At 65.1% G+C, this 16,749-nt stretch carries 14 protein-coding genes and 3 pseudogenes; 7 read left to right on the forward strand and 10 right to left on the reverse strand.

What is annotated here, in order from left to right; translation table 11 throughout:
- Positions 1–67: 67 nt before the first annotated feature.
- The 4 genes from L6444_RS22705 to L6444_RS22720 are packed head-to-tail and all read right to left on the reverse strand — an operon-like array spanning position 68 to position 4,067.
- The gene (locus tag L6444_RS22705) at positions 68–1,717 is read right to left on the reverse strand and encodes a class I adenylate-forming enzyme family protein (protein WP_236977417.1); all 1,650 of its coding nucleotides are present in this window, start codon (positions 1,715–1,717) and stop codon (positions 68–70) included.
- Positions 1,714–2,499, reverse strand: a complete 786-nt coding sequence (locus L6444_RS22710; protein WP_236977418.1) for an enoyl-CoA hydratase/isomerase family protein — start codon at positions 2,497–2,499, stop codon at positions 1,714–1,716. The genes L6444_RS22705 and L6444_RS22710 overlap by 4 nt, the downstream gene beginning before the upstream one ends.
- Complete coding sequence (locus L6444_RS22715; protein ID WP_236977419.1) at positions 2,496–3,299, reverse strand: enoyl-CoA hydratase/isomerase family protein; 804 nt, start codon at positions 3,297–3,299, stop codon at positions 2,496–2,498. The genes L6444_RS22710 and L6444_RS22715 overlap by 4 nt, the downstream gene beginning before the upstream one ends.
- Positions 3,300–4,067: an enoyl-CoA hydratase/isomerase family protein gene (locus L6444_RS22720; RefSeq protein ID WP_236977421.1), complete on the reverse strand. Its 768-nt coding sequence runs from the start codon at positions 4,065–4,067 to the stop codon at positions 3,300–3,302.
- Between the two features lie 210 nt (positions 4,068–4,277).
- Here L6444_RS22720 and L6444_RS22725 point away from each other — a divergent pair, with 210 nt between their 5' ends.
- A complete protein-coding gene (locus L6444_RS22725) occupies positions 4,278–5,075 on the forward strand; it encodes an SDR family NAD(P)-dependent oxidoreductase (RefSeq protein WP_236977423.1) in 798 nt (265 codons plus the stop codon).
- Between the two features lie 42 nt (positions 5,076–5,117).
- Here L6444_RS22725 and L6444_RS22730 read toward each other — a convergent pair whose 3' ends face one another.
- Together L6444_RS22730 and L6444_RS22735 are read right to left on the reverse strand one after the other, a co-directional pair.
- Positions 5,118–5,513 (reverse strand): DUF732 domain-containing protein, encoded by a 396-nt coding sequence (locus tag L6444_RS22730; RefSeq protein ID WP_236977425.1) that lies wholly within the window; start codon positions 5,511–5,513, stop codon positions 5,118–5,120.
- Positions 5,514–5,683: 170 nt separating this feature from the next.
- Positions 5,684–6,481, reverse strand: coding sequence for an enoyl-CoA hydratase/isomerase family protein (locus tag L6444_RS22735; RefSeq protein ID WP_236977426.1), 798 nt, complete (start codon positions 6,479–6,481; stop codon positions 5,684–5,686).
- 117 nt (positions 6,482–6,598) lie between these two features.
- Between L6444_RS22735 and L6444_RS22740 the strand changes: the two are divergent.
- Positions 6,599–7,255, forward strand: a pseudogene (locus tag L6444_RS22740) (alpha/beta fold hydrolase); the annotation flags it as partial.
- A gap of 98 nt (positions 7,256–7,353) precedes the next feature.
- On the opposite strand, the gene L6444_RS22745 reads toward L6444_RS22740, so the two are convergent.
- Together L6444_RS22745 and L6444_RS22750 are read right to left on the reverse strand one after the other, a co-directional pair.
- Positions 7,354–7,923: a TetR/AcrR family transcriptional regulator gene (locus tag L6444_RS22745; protein WP_236977427.1), complete on the reverse strand. Its 570-nt coding sequence runs from the start codon at positions 7,921–7,923 to the stop codon at positions 7,354–7,356.
- Between the two features lie 12 nt (positions 7,924–7,935).
- Positions 7,936–9,072: an acyl-CoA dehydrogenase family protein gene (locus tag L6444_RS22750; protein ID WP_236977428.1), complete on the reverse strand. Its 1,137-nt coding sequence runs from the start codon at positions 9,070–9,072 to the stop codon at positions 7,936–7,938.
- A 360-nt stretch (positions 9,073–9,432) separates the two neighbouring features.
- Between L6444_RS22750 and L6444_RS22755 the strand changes: the two genes are divergently transcribed.
- The 4 genes from L6444_RS22755 (at position 9,433) to L6444_RS22770 (ending at position 13,698) form a co-directional block, all read left to right on the forward strand.
- A complete protein-coding gene (locus L6444_RS22755) occupies positions 9,433–10,596 on the forward strand; it encodes an acyl-CoA dehydrogenase family protein (protein ID WP_236977429.1) in 1,164 nt (387 codons plus the stop codon).
- 161 nt (positions 10,597–10,757) lie between these two features.
- On the forward strand, positions 10,758–11,996 hold the full coding sequence (locus tag L6444_RS22760) for a cytochrome P450 (RefSeq protein ID WP_236977430.1): 1,239 nt from the start codon (positions 10,758–10,760) through the stop codon (positions 11,994–11,996).
- Positions 11,997–12,018: 22 nt separating this feature from the next.
- Complete coding sequence (locus L6444_RS22765; protein WP_236977431.1) at positions 12,019–12,213, forward strand: ferredoxin; 195 nt, start codon at positions 12,019–12,021, stop codon at positions 12,211–12,213.
- Between the two features lie 3 nt (positions 12,214–12,216).
- Positions 12,217–13,698, forward strand: coding sequence for an aldehyde dehydrogenase family protein (locus tag L6444_RS22770; protein WP_236977432.1), 1,482 nt, complete (start codon positions 12,217–12,219; stop codon positions 13,696–13,698).
- Here L6444_RS22770 and istB read toward each other — a convergent pair.
- Positions 13,619–14,507 (reverse strand): annotated as a pseudogene (gene istB, locus L6444_RS22775) (IS21-like element helper ATPase IstB). The gene L6444_RS22770 and the pseudogene istB overlap by 80 nt on opposite strands.
- Positions 14,508–14,517: 10 nt before the next feature.
- Positions 14,518–16,177 (reverse strand): annotated as a pseudogene (gene istA, locus L6444_RS22780) (IS21 family transposase); the annotation flags it as partial.
- A gap of 181 nt (positions 16,178–16,358) precedes the next feature.
- On the opposite strand from istA, the gene L6444_RS22785 reads away from it, so the two are divergent.
- Positions 16,359–16,502 (forward strand): hypothetical protein, encoded by a 144-nt coding sequence (locus L6444_RS22785; RefSeq protein ID WP_236977434.1) that lies wholly within the window; start codon positions 16,359–16,361, stop codon positions 16,500–16,502.
- Positions 16,503–16,749 lie beyond the last annotated feature (247 nt).

Raw genomic sequence — 16,749 nt, forward strand, 5'->3', positions numbered from 1 at the left:
ACCTTGTCTCGTCTGATCAACCGGTCATAGCGGTCGCCGGTAGCGGCGGCCGGCTCGATGAGCGATGTCACTGGTCGGGCTCCTCTCTGAACAACTCGCGTACGCTGCCCTGCGCGATCAGGTTGGGCAGGGCGAACTTACGCACCTTCCCGGTGGGCGTTCTCGGCAGATCGCCGGCGGCAAACCAGCGCTGCGGAATTTTGTGCGGCGTCAGGCTCTTGGCGGCGTGAGCGCGCAATCGCTTCGCCGCATCCGCCGGCAGGTCACCTCGCGCGACGACGACGGCGGCCACGATCTCGCCCAGCCTGTCGTCGGGCAGGCCGATCACGCAGGCTTCCGCGACCATCTCGTGGTCGGCCAGGCACGCCTCTACTTCGGCGGGGGCGATGTTCTCGCCGCCGCGGATGATCAGCTCTTTGAGCCGACCCGTGTGGGTCAGGTAGCCGCGTTCGTCCATCACACCGAGATCTCCGGTGTGGACGAACCCATCGGCATCCACCGTGGCCGCGGTGGCGGCGGGGTCGTGCAAGTAGCCGATCATCTGTTGATAGCCGCGTGCGCAGATCTCCCCCGGCTGGCCCACCGGCACGACCGCGCCGGACTGCGGGTCGACGATCTTGCAGTCGACCTGCGGAAGCGGCCGGCCTACCGTGCCGAGTTGATCGTCCCGGCTGTCGTCGGGTCGGGTGGCGGTGAGCACCGGCGAAAGTTCGGTTTGACCGAACACGTTGACCACGGTAGCTCCGAACGTGCGCTCGGTGGCCATGATGAGCTCGGCGGAGACCGTGGCGGCACCGCCCAGACAGATCGACAACCGCGGCGCCGGCTCGATGGATTCGCGTTGCGCCGCCAGGAGAGCGGTCAGCATGGCGGGCACGAAGAACAATACCGACGCGTGCTCGCGGCGCATGGCGTCGAGCACTGCCGCCGGCTCGAACCGGCTCAACAGTATCTCGGTGCCACCGATCCAGAGCGGGCCTAGGGTGCCGACCACGCAGGCCGCCGTGTGAAACATCGGCAGCGGGTTGACGGTCACCGCGCCCGCGGTGATGCCGGCGGCCTCGAGTGTCAGTTTGGCGACATTGACCAGAGAACGGTGGCGCAACAACACCCCTTTGGGTGTCCCCGTGGTTCCCGAGGTGTACTGCAGCATCACCGGCTGGTCCGGATCGGTAGGCGCCCGGGCGATCACGTCCGGGTCGACGTCGTCGCTTCGCCACTCGGCGCGTGCTGACAGGCTGATCGTGCGCACACCGAGCGAATCCGTGTCGATTTCACCGACCGCGGCGGCAGTGTCGTAGTTGCGGCTGCGGTCGGCGTGGATCAGCACCTTGGCCTGCGAATGCCGTAGCGCGTATTCCAGTTCGGCGGGGCGCAGCGCAGGGTTCAAGGCGACGAGCACGACACCGGCAAGTGCTGCCCCGTACTGAATCACCGGCCACTCCACCACATTTGGCGCCCACAGCGCGACATAGTCGCCGGGCGCTGTGCAACATGCCAATGCGGTGGCGACGCGGCAGGCCTCGTCGAAGAGCTCACGGTAGGTCAACCGCACCGTAGCCCCGTCGTCGTGGGCGCTGCCGACCAGGGCTGCGACGTCACCGTGCGTCTGCGCCCGCTCGGCCAGCAATGCGCCGACGGTGTGGTCCTCCAGCTTTGTGCTGGAATCGGCGGGGAGGTACGACAGCTCGAGGCGGCTGCGCAGTTTGGCGGTCATCTCGGCGCCGCCCCGAACTGGGGGCGGCGCTTTTCGCGGAATGCCGCAATTCCCTCCGCGAAGTCATCGCTGTCGAAGAGCTGGGCCTGGTGCTCGGCTTCGATCTCGAGCAGATCGAACGGGTTGAGCGCCGATCCGGCGGACAGCAGCGTCTTGATGACCCCGTATGCCCGGGTCGGGCCGGCAGCGAGTCGCTCGGCGTCCGCCAGCGCGGTCGACAGTGCCTGACCGGGGTCGGCCAGCGCATCCACCAGCCCGATCGTCAGGGCCGAGGCCGCGTCCACGGGCGTCGCCATCATCAACATCTGGCGTGCGCGGGCGATGCCGACCCGCGCCGGCAAGGACGCGAAGGTGCCCATGTCACCGGCCAGTCCGACATTGGTGAACGTGGTCGCAAACCGTGCGTCGCTGGCCGCGATCACGCGATCGCATGCGGCGGCCAGCGCCGCACCCGCGCCGTAGGCGCTGCCCTCCACCGCGGCGAGCACCGGCTTGCCCGCGTTCCAAATAGCGCGAATCACTCGCTGCGCCAACTGTGTTCGCTCCATCGCACGCTCGGGCGACATCCGTTCCATCGAGGTGATATCGCCACCTGAGCAGAACGCCGCGCCGGCGCCGGTCAAAACTATGGCTCGGACGGAGTCGTCGGCCCCGGCACCCTCGATCGCCGCGGCAAGCTCGAGCCGGACGGGGATGTCGATCGCGTTGCGCTTGTCGGGGCGGTTCAGCGTGACGATCCGCACCGCGCCGCGGTCCTCGACGAGGACGACAGGCGTGCTCATTGCCCGGTGAAGTTTGGTTTGCGTCGTTCGATGACTGCCCGCAGGCCCTCGAGCGCGTCGGCGGTTCCGGACAACTCGGAGACGGTTCGCGCTTCCTCGGCCAATCGTTCTTCGACCGATGCTCCCAGTCCGCTCCAGACCAGCCGCTTGGTGGCTGACAGCGCGCGGGCCGGCATCGCGGCCAGCTCGGTGGCGATTTGCCCTGCGCGACCGAGCAGTTCAGCATCCTCGACGACCTCGGTCACCAATCCGATCTCTAGTGCTTCGGTTGCGGTCAGCGTCGGATTGGTCAGCAGAATCCGCAATGCTTGTCGCAACCCCACCAATTGGGCCAGCGTGACCGACGAGCCACCATCGGGCGCCATGCCGACCCGAACCGCGCCGGAAAAAAACTTTGCCGACCGTGCCGCGACGACGATGTCGGAGGCACAGACCAGTCCCAACCCACCGCCACCGGCGGCAAAGCCCTGCACCGCGGTCACCACCGGCGCGCGCAACTGGATCAACGCGGCCGTCGCCAATTGCAACCAGGCCGTGGCCTCGCGCAGATAGTCGGGGAGGTCGGCCCCCTTGGATTCGAACGTGTGAATGTCGCCGCCCGCGCAGAAGTTCCGGCCTTCACCGGTGAGTAACACCACGCGCACGGCGGGATCCGCATGGCAGGCCAGGGCCGCCTCATGCAGCGCCTTGAGGAACTCGACGTTCATCCCGTTGGACGCCTCGGGCCGGTTCAGCCGCAACCGGGCGATGCCGGCCGAGATCTCAAGGGCGACCGGGGCTTTGGTCTCCGCATTGCTCATCTAGCGGGCTCCTCGCTGTCGAAAGGCGGATACACCGTTGTGTCCGGAGTGCCCGCAGATGTGGTCCACTACGAAGTCGATTTCGCGTTCCAGCCCGCTGGCCAGCGGGACCCGCAGACCCTCGTACACGAGGCGCTTGATCCTGACCACAGCCTCGCGCTGCCGCCCGGCCAGATCCATGACGAACCCACGGACACCGTCGCTGAACTCGGCCCGCGCAAAGCTGCGATACGCCAGACCGCGGCGCACCGCCTCGACGCCGGAGATCCGGTCGCCGGACAACAACAGCCCCAGCGCCTCCTGACGGCCCACCAGCCGGCTCAGCCGCTGGGTACTTCCCCCGCCCGGGATCATTCCGAATCTGACGTGGTTGTCGGCGATCCTGGCGTCGTCGCTGACCAGCACGATGTCGCTGGCCTGCATCAGTTCGAAACCGCCCGCCATGGCGACGCCCTGCACTGCGGCGACAACCGGGACCTCGATCTCGGCAATGGCGTCGCACGCACGACGAAATGCCACGAACAGGGTGCGCAACGCGTCCGGGCCTTCAGCTCGCAGGGACTCGACTTCGTTGAAATCGCCGCCCGCACAGAAGTTTCCCTCCGAACCCCGGATGAGGATGACGTTCACCTCGGGGTCGTTACCCAGCTCCCGGACCGCCCGCTCCAATTCGCCGCTCAGCGCGACGGTAAGCGCGTTCATCTGCTCGGGCCGGTTGAGGGTGATCACCGCTACCCGATCGACGACCTCGCGCACCACCAGTGTCATATGTCGTGACCCCCACCGGTGTCGGCAAACGCTCGGGCGATCTTGCACCCGACTCTGCGACCTGCGCCGGAGATGACGGCGACACGCTGGTCGAGCAGCCACTCAACCATGCACCAATCCCTCCTCGTCCGACCGATAATCAATATTTCTAATCTACGTTAAACTACCATGGCGACGGTCACAACAAACGTCCACGACAGGGAGCAGAGCATGGACCTTGGGCTAGCTGGGGCGCGAGTGGTGGTCACCGGAGGCGCCTCGAACATCGGGCGCGGCATCGTCCACGTGTTCGCCGCGGAGGGTGCCCGTGTTGTCATCAACGACATCGACGAGCCCCAGGCCAAACGGGTTCGCGACGAAGCCCTGGCCAGGGGTGCGGCCGCCGCCGAAGTCGCGATCGCCGACCTGACCACCCAACGCGGAGCCGACATCGCGGTCGGCACCGCCCTGGACACCTGGGGCGGCATCGATGTGCTGGTCAACAATGCGGGCTGGAGCGGTCAGCAATTCTTCGCCACAGACACCAACCGTGACAATTGGCAACGCACCATCGAAACCAACCTGTTCACCGCCATCGGCACCACCCAGGCGGCGATCGGTCCGATGAAGGAGGCCGGCGGCGGCGCCATCGCGTTCATCGCCAGCGACGCGGCATTCGGTCAGATCCGCACCGGTGTCTATGGGGCGTCAAAGGCCGCGATGATTGGCCTGGCCCGCACCGTCGCGCGTGAACACGGCCGGCACGGCATCAGGTCCAACGTCATCTGTCCTGGCTTGGTGATCCCGGAGAGCCCCGAAGCCGTGGGCGAATCGAGCCTGTGGGCCACTGGCCAGGACAGTGTGTTCAACGCCGACCAGATCGACTACATGGTCAAGGGGACACCGCTGCGCCGCCTGACCACCGCGGAGGACATCGGCCAGGCCACCGCATGGTTCTGCTCGCCGACGGCGGCTCGGCAGGTGACCGGACAGCTGATCTCGGTCAGCGGCGGCTACACGATGCCCTAGTGCCCTGGGCCCAACTTGGCCGACTCGTCCGGGCTTCGTCCGCTACTCGGCGCCGGGGCTGCCGAAATATTCTTGACCGGGCGGGGGGCGGTAGCCTTGCGCCGATTTGCGCAGTTGCGGGATCACGGCGGGGCACAGCAGATCGACGGCGTAGGAGACCAGATAGTTGGCTGAGAACTCGTCGTTGGGCGTCACGTCGTTCTTCACATCGCCCATTATCTGGGGGTAACCCTCGCCCGCGGTGACCTTGTCGCAGATCCCGTAGCCATAGCCGACCGCGTCGTTGTTCGGGAAGTCGAAGTGCCGGCGCACCGACACGTTGTACGTGTACTCCACCTCGGGCGCCGGTTTGGCGTGCGCCCCGGGGGCCGGCATCGACACCACCGCACAGGCGGCAAGTGCGACGGTTCCGGCGGCCAGCGAGGTGCGACGTTTCATGCGTGACATCCTTTGCAGTCGCGCCGGCGGGGTGAACCGCTGAGTTGAATCGTGCTTAGATTCAACGAGACGAACAAATTCCCGATGCATTGTCAAGACCCGGAATCCGACTGCGCTGCGCTGGGTTCGCGGCATTCGGCCACCCTGTACCGATAACGCCGACAGCCGTGTCATCGGCCGACGAAGTTGGCGGCGCGGCCTTCCTGGAAGGCAGCGATTCCCTCCAGCAGATCGGCACTGGTCAAGGTGCCCTCTTCCAGCTCGAAAGCCAGATCGACGACTTCGGCGGCTCGAAGCGACGTGACACGATTCAGCGCACGCTTGGTGCCCTGCACCGCCAGCGGCGCCAGACCCGCGATGCGCCTGGCGATTTCGCGAGCGAAAGGCAGTGCCTCGTCGGGGTCGTCGACTAGGTCGGTGACAATGCCGAGCTGATAGGCCGTAGGTGCGTCGAGTGCGTCTCCGGTGAGCAGGTGACGGCGGGCGCGCAGCATCCCCGCGGCCTGCGGCCATACCAGGCAGCCGCCGTCACCGGCGACGAGCCCGACCTTCACATGCGTGTCGGCCAGCTTCGCACTCCGTGCCGCAACCACCACATCGCACATCAGTGCCACGGTTGCGCCCAGGCCGATCGCTGGTCCCTGCACGGCCGCGACGATGGGCTGGGGCAGATCAAGGAAGGACTGCAGCAGCCGCCGCCCCGCCTCGACAGTTTCGCGCCGTGCCTCGTCGTCGTCGTGCGCCGCTCGCATCAAGGCGAAGTCGCCGCCGGCGGAGAACGCCTTGCCGGTCGAGCCCAGCACGACAGCGCGCACACTTTCGTCTTTGGCGAGTTCCTCGAGTGCAGCCGCGAGTTCAATCTGCGCCCGATTGTCGAACCGATTCAACAGCTTTGGACGAGTCAGCGATATCTCCCAGACGCCGTCGCCGCCCGAACTCACGGACAGCGTTTCCAGGCTGGTGTTCATCGGGCCTCCCCCGTATTATTAAGATCGCAAAGCTCATAAATCTGCGGTAAATCTACATGATCGAAGGTGATACCAGAAGTGCCATTCATCGACGCGGATGACGGCGTGCGGATACACGTGCAGGATCTCGGCGATGGGCCTGCGGTAGTACTGATTTCGGGTTTTGGCTTGGACCACGAGCTTTGGGACCGCCAGGTACGCGTGCTCACCGGCCGCGGGTTTCGCGTCTTGTGCGTGGACCAGCGGGGTCACGGTTTCTCGGACAACCCGTTGGACGGCTACGACATAGACCGTCTCGCAGCAGATCTCGTCGCTGCCCTGACCCGGCTCGATGTCGGCAACGCCACAGTTGTCGGTCACTCATTCGGCGGGCAGGTGGCCTTCCGAGCCGCTGCGACCGCACCCGAATTGTGCACCGCATTGGTACTCGTGGGATCAAACGGTGTCCGCGCCAGCCGCAGCGACGAGTTTCCATTCGGCGGACCTCCCGAACCGCTGCTGGCGGGAATGCAGGCCGAAGAGCACGCGAACCGCGTCGGGTCCCGATACCGGACAATCGCTACAGCATTCGCGCACGAGCCGGACCCACGAACGGTCGATTGGCTGGTCCGCTGCTCGCTGCGCATGCCTTCGTGGGCCGCGACGGCATGTTACCGGTCGCTGCTGACGACCGATTTGCTGGCCGACATCCCCCGCATTGACCAACCGGTGCTGCAGGTCATCGGGACGAACGATCCCGTGCACTCGGCCAAGGGGGGCCCGCTGGCTACAGCAGCAACTGAAGAACGCCACCCTCGTCGAGATCCCCGACTGCGGGCATTACCCGATGCTGGAGGCGCCGGACGCGTTCGAATCGGCACTGCTGCAGTTCGTCACCGCTTAGTTGCCCCCTCCAACTCCAGCGCCGTCACGGATGCCAATGCCATCTGGGTCAACAGTTCTTCGGCTTGCTTGGCCCGACGGCCGCCCGGTGGGCGCATCGCCCCGGACAGCAGCAACAACTCCACACCCCTTGTGGCAGTGATGATCTCGTCGGTCGAACGGTCGGGATAGCAGCGCTGCAGGCAATCGATCCACCGTTGATTGATGCGGCGATGCCTACGGTCGTGCTCGCGGCGGTAGCGCTCGGCGAGGGAACGCTGATCGCGCAGCCAAATCGACACCAATCGCTCGTGACTCTTGGCCAGACCCACAAACGCGCGCACGAGTTTGTTCAGCTCGGTGACGGGATCCTCTTCGGGTTCCCCGAGACGAACCAGAATGGTGTCCAGGGTCTTGTCGAACAGGGCCGCCAAGATTGCGTCTTTGCTGGGAAAGTGGCGATAGATGGCGGAGCCGGTGGTGCCGGCGGCCTTGCCGATCTCGTCCACGCCGACACCGTCGAAACTGCGCTCGAAGAACAACTTCTCGGCCGCAGCCAGGATCTTTTCGTCGGGCGTCACCTCAGCAGCTTCTCACAAGCCCAGGCCCTGGCCGATGATTACCTTCATGATTTCGCTGGATCCGCCGTAAATCCGGCTTACTCGGCCGTCGAGGTAGGCGTTACCCAACCGGGAGTCACCGCGCAGCGCAACCGACGGGTTCGACAGCGATAGGCAGCGGTCGACCACCCGGCCCTGCAGCTCGGTGCAGTACAGCTTGGCGATCGCGGCATCGCTGCCGCTCAGCCGACCTTCGACGTGACGCAGTAACGCCTGGTCGATGAGCGCCTGACCTGCGGCTACCTCGGCCGCGCACTGGGACAGCGTGAATTTGACCTCCTGGCCCACCTGGCCATCCTGGTGGTCTTCAAGGGCCCAGGAAAGCGCCGCGACGGCCGCGGCCTGCGAGTTCACCGCGATCGACAACCGCTCCTGGGCGAGGTTCGACGTCAGGTAGGTGAATCCTTCGTTCTCCACACCCAGGAGGTTTGCGACCGGAATCCGCATGTCGGTGAACGAGATCTCGGCCAGATCCTGCGCACGAAGACCCAGCTTGTCCAGCTTGCGCCCGCGCGCGAAGCCCGGCGTCGAGGTGTCCACCAGTAGCAGGCTGATGCCCCGCCGACCCGCCTCCGGGTCGGTCTTGACCGCCAGGATCACCAGGTCAGCGGCCGCACCGTTGGAGATGAACGTCTTGGCGCCGTTCACCACATAGTGATCCCCGTCCCGGCGAGCCCGCGTCGACATCGCCTTGAGGTCGGAGCCGGCGCCAGGCTCGGACAGTCCCAGCGCGGCCACCACCTCACCGGCCACCATTCGGGGTAGCCAGGTGGCGCGTTGTTCGGCGGACCCGTGGTGCAGCAGATAGGGCAGACAGATATCGGTTTGCACGCGCAAACCCCCGATGGCCAGGCCCAGCGCCTGAATCTCCTCGGTGACGACAACGCTGTGTCGATAGTCCGAGCCCGCCAGGCCACAGCTGTTCTCGGGCACCCCGATGCCCAAGATGCCGACCTCGGCCGCGCCGCGCCAGAATTGCCGCGACGGCTTGCCGTCGGCCAACCACGCCGGATACTCCGGTACGACGTGCTCATCGAGGAACTTACGCACCCGCAGGCGGAACTGCACCTGCTCCGGGGTGAAAATCGACCGGGTCTGCTGGGTGCTCACTTACCACAAGTCCGTCGGGTGCGGTTGACTGGGTCCGGTTCCACTACGCCGCGAGGTGCGGACTCCTGCGGACGCGGGTATTTCATGATGCTCCTTCGCGAGCGTATCTCGGTGCAAATCGATTTATCGTAAACGGTCGTTATCTGCGCTGGCGACGGGGGAACCTGAGCTCGGGCCGATCCCGGTCGGCTCAAGACCAGGACCGCCCCGGCTGTACACGGTTGCTAGCGTTGATAACCACGATGTTGACCCGTCGAAGGGTCCCCGCCTACCATTCGGTTTGAGTCGACCCCCGGTGCCCACCGGTGCTGGTGACGTTCCTGTCGCTGACGCGAGCGGTCGTTCTGCTGAGGAGCTTTGATGGATGCGGTGGGGCTCACCGAGGAACAACGGGATTTCGCCATTGCCGTGCGCGATTTCTGTCGCAAGGAATGCGGCACGCGCGAGCAACGCGACGCGTTGACCGACAACGGTGCCGAACAGCACCATCCCGGCCTGTACCAAAAATTGGCAGCGACAGGATATCTCGGCGTTTCGATACCCGAAGAATACGGCGGCAGCGGCGGTGGACTCACCGAGCAGGTCATCTTGTTCGAGCAGCTGTGGCGGGGGTTGGCCCCCGTCCACGGAGCCGGCACCTCCCATACCGTCGCCGGCATTTACAAGAGGTTTGCGACCGAGGAGCAGAAGCAGGCGGCGCTCGGGGCGATCTGCTCGGGCAAAGTGATGTCGATCAGCATCTCCGAACCCGGCGCCGGCTCGGATGCGGCCGCCGTCAGCTGCAAGGCCGAAAAGGTCGACGGCGGCTGGCGCGTACACGGACAGAAAACCTGGTGCTCGGATGCCCAATTCGCAACCACGATCCTGGTGGTGGTGCGCAGCTCGCGAGGCGTTCGGCCGCACGACGGTCTCACACTGCTCGAGGTGCCCACCGACGCAGCAGGCCTGGAGATCCGTCCGATCTCGACGATGGGCGGCAGCGAGGTCAACGACCTGTTCTTCACCGATGTCTTCGTTCCCGAATCGGCCGTGGTGGGCACCGAGGGTAACGCCTGGAAGCAGATAATGGCCGGGCTCAACGGCGAGCGACTGGTTTGCGCGGCGCAGGGCCTGGGCATGGCGCAGCGCGCCTTCGACGACCTGTTGGCCTACGTCGGCGAGCGCGAACAGTTCGGCGCCCCGATCGGATCCTTCCAGGCGCTGCGGCATCGCATCGCCGACCTGGCCATCGAGATCGAATCCGCGCGAGCCCTGACCTACGCCACCGTGCACCACATCGAGCACCAGATCGGTACACCCGAGGAATGGGTTCGCGCCACGTCGATGTCGAAGGTTAAAGTGACCGAGACCGCGAAAAAGGTTGCACTGGAAGGCGTTCAGATGATGGGCGGCTACGGCTACAGCACCGAGTTCGACATGCAGAGGCACCTGCGGCTCAGCATCGCGCCCACCATCTACGCGGGGACGAACGAAATCCAGCGCGACATCATCTCGTCCACCTTCGGGTTGCGTCCAGCGCGCTGACCAGGCTCAGGGTGACGCCCGACATACCGCGGCCCCGACTATGACGCTTGACACCTTCCGCACCGACGAACCATAATTGAGACTGCTTAACTCATAATCCGCCGGGGGGCGGATAGGCCAGCCAGCCCTGCGCCTTTGGTTTCTCGATTAGGAGTCGATAGATGACGACGGCAAAGCCCGACATCCGCGTTTTGGACGCCGATACCTACGCCAACGGCGACCCGACGACCTTCGGGCTACCGCTGGAGCAGTATGCGTACCTGCGTGACGAGGCCCCCTGTCACCTGCACGAATTCGACGACCCGATGCTCATCGACCGGGCCTGGATCGTCAGCCGAAACGCGGACATCTGGGCCGTCGACCGTAATTCCGAGCTCTACGCCGCCGACCGTGGCGGGGTGAACATGTGGAAGGTGACCCCGCTGGACCCCAAAGTGGGCGGCAAACCGGCCATGCTGACCATGGACGGCCCGAAGCACCGCACTCAGCGCGGGGTGATGAGCAAGGCGTTCACGCCGGGCATGGTCAAAAAACTCGAGGACAAATTCCGCGAGTACGCCGTCAACATCGTCGACGCCGCGCTGGAGAAGGGCTCGTTCAACTTCGTGACCGACATCGGCCACGCCATGCCGATGGAGGCGCTCGGCGACGTGCTGGGCGTACCCAACGGTGACCGGGAGAAGTTCTTCGCCTGGGTTGACACCTTCGCCGCGCCATTCGACACCCGCATCACCCCCTCGTTCGAATACGTCATGCAGGCCATCTTCGACCTGCTCGGTTACGCGGTCGAACTGGGTGAGCTCAAGCGCCGCGAACCCGGCGAGGACGTGATCACCCAGCTGGTCCAGGCCGGTGCGGAGGTCATCTCCGAAGACGAACTGATGGGCAACGTGGCGTTGCTGGCATCCGGTGCCGCCGAGAGCACCCGTACCGCGCTGAGTCACGGTATGCACGAGCTGATGCGCAACCCCGAGCAGATGGCCTGGCTGCGCGCGCACGTCGACGACATCCCGAACACCGCCATCCAGGAGATCGTGCGCATCGCCACCCCGTTCACGCACCTGGTGCGTACGGCCACCGCGGACCACGAACTGCACGGCCAGCAGATCAAAGAGGGCGATGTGGTGCTGATGCTGTTCGCCGCAGGCAACTTCGACGAGCGCGCGTTCGACAATCCCCATGTCTTCGACCTGTCCCGGGAGAAGAATCCGCACGTCAGCTTCGGCCGCGGCCCGCACCAGTGCCTAGGCAAGCACGTCGCGGGCCTGGAGATGAAGATCCTGCTCGAAGAACTGCTGCGACGCACCAAGGACATCACCCCCGCCGGGGATATCAGCTATATCCGCGACGCGTATTCGCGGGGCGTGTACCAGCTTCCCGTCACCGTCACACCCGCCTGATACACCGGAATCGATACGGCAGATGAAGATCATCGTTGACAATGACCGCTGCGAGCTGCACGGGGAATGCGTGATGGCCGCGCCCGAGGTGTTCGACATCGAAGACGACAAAGAGTGGGTGACGGTGCTCGATGCCAATCCCGGCGAGCATCTGCGGTCAGCGGTCGAGGAAGCCGCGATGATGTGTCCGGTCGCCGCAATCCGAATTGAGGACTGAGCCATGACCACCGCCGAGGAAGCCAAGCAGAAGAACGGGACGCGGCCGGCAGACGAATCGGTTGTCGAGGTACGCAACCCGGCCGACAACTCGGTGGTCGGCGTAGTCCCGAACGTACCCGCGGACGAGGTGGCCGCGCTGGCCGGCGAACTCCGCAAGGCCCAGCCGGCATGGGAGGCACTGGGGCCCGAGGGCCGTGCCGTTCACCTGCGGCGGTGGCTGGACTGGATCGTCGACAACCAGGACCGCATTCTCGGCCTGGTGCATCGCGAGGCCGGAAAGTCCTGGGGCGATGCGCAGATCGAGTTGCTGGTGTGCATGGAGGTCATCAACTACTACACCAAACACGGGGCAGAGTTCCTGGCCGACGAGACCCGCCGCCCGCACGGACCGGCGTCGGCAACCAAAGGTCTGCGAATTCGTTACCGCCCTTACGGATTGGTTGGCGTGATCACTCCGTGGAACTATCCGCTCGGCATGCCGATGCTCGACGTGCCGCAAGCCTTGATGGCCGGCGCGGCGGTACTCACCAAGCCCTCAGAGGAAACACCGCTGGGCTGGGCCGAGGTGGTGCGTGGCTGGAGCGAGATCGGTGCACCACCGGTGCTCGGTTGCGTGACCGGACGCGGCGATACCGGGCGGGCCCTGGTGGACGTCGTCGACATGGTGCAGTTCACCGGTTCCACCAAGACCGGCCGCCAGGTCGGCATCCGCTGTGCGGAACGGTTGATTCCGGTCAGTCTCGAATTGGGCGGCAAGGACGCGATGATCGTGTTGTCCGATGCACCGCTCGAACGGACCGTCCGCGGCGCGATCTGGGCGGGATTGTTCAACTCGGGCCAGTCGTGTGTCGCCGTGGAACGGATCTACGTCGAGGATTCGATCTACGACGAATTCACTTCGCGCCTGGTCGACGAGGTCAACAAGCTCCGCCAAGGCCACGATACGGCCGGCAGCTTCGCCACGGATATCGGCGCCTTGGCCAACGAAGCCCAAATGGCAATCGTCGAACGCCATGTCGAAGACGCGGTAGCGCGCGGAGCGCGCGTCCTGACCGGCGGAAAGCGGGCCGAGCATGGATTGTTCTATCCGCCAACGGTGTTGGTGGACGTCGACCACACGATGGCGTGCATGCGCGAGGAAACCTTCGGGCCGCTGCTGCCGATCATGAAGGTATCCAGCGAAGACGAAGCCATTACCTTGGCCAATGACACCAATTACGGTCTGGGTGCCAGTGTTTGGACGAGCAGCAAGGAGCGCGGCGAGCGGGTCGGCAGGCGGATCGAAGCGGGCGGCGTCAACGTCAACAACGCGATGATGCACGTGTTCCAGTTCCCGCTGCCGATGGGCGGCTGGAAGGAATCCGGCCTCGGACACCGGATGGGTGGGGCCGACGGTCTCTATGTCAACCTGACTCAGGACCACTGTGACGGCTTGATTCGGGACCACCTCGGCGAGGAGGTGGTGGCTCAGGCGTCTTCGTAGGCTGTGATCGCGAGCTGCTACCGCGGGTATGGCTGAGCCGGTATGAGGTGGTGCCGGTTTCGATGATGGTGCCGTGGAAGGTGAGTCGGTCGACGATCGCGGCGCAGAGTCGGGGGTCGGTGAAGGTTTTGGTCCAGCCGGAGAAACTCTCGTTGGATGCGATGGCTACTGACGCCTTTTCCTCGCGTTCAGTGAGTACTTGGAACAGCAACCCCGCGCCCCGGCGGTCGAGTTCCATGTAGCCGAGTTCGTCGATACATAAAAGATCGACGCGGCCGTAGCGGGCGATCGTGCGGGCGAGTTGCTTTTCATCGGCGGCCTCGACGAGTTCGTTGACCAGTTTGGTCGCCAGTGTGTAGCGGACGCGGAAGCCTTGCTCGGCGGCGGCGGTCCACACCAATGAGCAGGTGGGACTTGCCGGTGCCCGAGTCGCCGATCAGGCAGAGCGGGTCGCCTCGGCGTATCCAATCGCCTTGGGCGACGGTATGTACGGTGGCGGCGTTGATGTTTGGGTTGGCGTCGAAATCGAAGTCGCCCAACCATTTCTGACGTGGAAACCCGGCCGCTGCGACTCGCCGCAAGGTGGATCGGCGGTCCCGGTCATCGCATTCGGCCAGGAGCAGTTCGGCGAGGAAGCCGTGGTAGGTGAGCTGTTCACGCTCGGCGACTTTCACTGCTTCGTCGATCACCGCACGCACGGTCGGCAACCGCAGGCGTCGGCATGCGGAATCGACGGCGGCTTGGGCCGCTTGTGGGGTCATCCCGCGTTGGCGGCGCAGGGTGTTGGTGACTTTCGTGGCCGTGCTCATGATCCAGTCGTTCCTTCCATTCCGTCACCGGGTGGCGGTGTTGGGGTCTGCGTTGGAGCAGCTCGTCGTAGGCCGCGACGTCAGGCAGCGGCCGGGGGTCGGGTGGCAGGCCGGCGATCACGGTCGCTGGATCAGCCAGGCGGCGCTGGGTCAGACTGACGACCCGGTAATCGACGGTATTGGCATGGTTACCGGCGTGACGGTCTGATTCGAGACCACCACCGGCGGCATGCAGGCGTGCTTCGACCGCGACCACATCCGCTGAAACGGCACCGACCGACAGGGCGGCGTGGATCCCGGCGATCACATCGGTAGCGCGCATGCTGCGGTGCAGCAGCAGCACGTCGATTAGCGAGCGAGTCCCGCCAGCATCGCCGTCGACGCGGCGGGCCTGCTGCCAGAACGCCTCGTGCGCTGCGGTGAAAGTGCCGGCGGCGCGGGCCTGAGCAAGCGCGGTGGAGCCGGGCAACGCGCCGGGTTTGCAGTGCAACACCTCCAGATAGTGGTCGAGGTTGATCGATTGCCCGTTGCGGGTCGTGACGCGTTCATGGCGTGCGGCGATAGTGCGGCCGTCGAAGACGACCAACCCCGAGGCCCGCAGCGACACCCTGACTTTGCGTCCGATCAACCGGGCGGGAACCGAGTACTTCGCCGACCGCGCCGTGATCAGCGCCGACCGGTCCACCCGTGGATGCAGCACCAGCCCGGGTCGAACCGCTCGGCAGGCAGAGCGGCGAGATGTTCTCGTTCGGTCTGGAAGTCCTGGCCCACGGTGTGCAGCCGGCCGGTGACCCGCCGATGATCCTCACGTGCTTCGCAGCGGCGGATGTAGTCGTTGAGCTCTGACAGCGAGTCCACTTCCGGCATGGGCGTGAGCCAGGTGCGGCGGAAACGTCCGATCTCGCCCTCGACTCCGCCTTTCTCGTGGGCGCCTTCCACTCCCGGCTGGCAGTAGAACGGGTCGAACCCGTAGAACGATCTGAACAGCACCCACCGGTCGTTCTCGACCCTGCCCCGACCGCGGCCGAACACCACCGAGGTGACCGCAGACTTCAAGTTGTCGTAGCGGATATGGCGCACCGGGATGCCGCCGATCACGTCGAATGCTTCGATGTGGCCTTCGAGGAACGCCTCCTGCGACTGAGTCGCATACACCGATGGACTGCCTTGCCGGACATCGACATTCGGAAAACGAACATGTAGCAGCGGGTTCTGACACCAGCGAGGATGACGTGAACCTCGCCGAAATCAACCTCAGCTTCAGCGCCGGGCGGGTGTTCCTGCGGCACGAACGCTTCCTGCGCCTGCTTACCGGACTCGGCGATGATCTCCGCACGACGGACCCGGACATAGTCACGCACCGACGAATACGACACATCCTCAACGCCGTGTTCATCGGCCAGACGATTGCAAATCCTTGTCGCAGTGTGGCGTTGCTTGCGGGGCGCATCCAGATCGGTCCGCAGCATCGCATCAATCGCAGGTTTGAGCGGGCCCAGTTTCGGCGACTCCCGCACCGGTGTCTTCCGCCTCGGCGGCTCCGGATTCGCCAACGCGTGCCGGACCGTATCCCGGCCAACCTTGTACTTACGAGCAAGCGCCCGAATACCCAAACCCTCGACCCGGGCGTCCCTACGTATCTGGGCGAACAGCTCCACACGACTTCCCATCCGGAACCCTCCGACAGCGAGCCAATAATCGACACGCCAACCGTCGAGGGTGGTCCTGAATCAAACCGTCACAACACACCGGTCTGAAAGAAGGTGGTCCTGAATCAGGCCGTCACACCGGTCCTGAATCAAACTGTCATAGCCAGCCGACGGCATCCGAAAGTACTGTCGCGCACAGGCAGTGGTCACCGAGAAGGTCCACCTGCCCACCGAAACGCACTGGTATCCGTATTCGCCGCGCAAAGCCCGGATCACCGGCGTGATGCTGCGACTTCTGGAAATGCACGACTGGCGCCGCCGGCTGGGCCTTCGCCCGAAGAAGTAGAACTTCACCCGCACAAGCAGAAGCGCTAGCCGCGCCGGCACTCGAAGTCGAGTCGCCTCTCGATATCACTGCTCGAGATCACTGCACTTTGAAAGGCGCTCTGCGCCAAAGACAGCCGACACCCGGCATCGATGCGTCTCGTCGCCGGGTGTCGCGCTACGTCAAGCGTCGATGACGAAATCAGTGGCTCGGCCGACGGGCGCTGGCAGCAGCGCCAGCCGCCGCGTCGGCCGAACCACCAGGCCAG

It is taken from the genome of Mycobacterium kiyosense (assembly GCA_021654635.1).
Taxonomy (GTDB): domain Bacteria; phylum Actinomycetota; class Actinomycetes; order Mycobacteriales; family Mycobacteriaceae; genus Mycobacterium; species Mycobacterium kiyosense.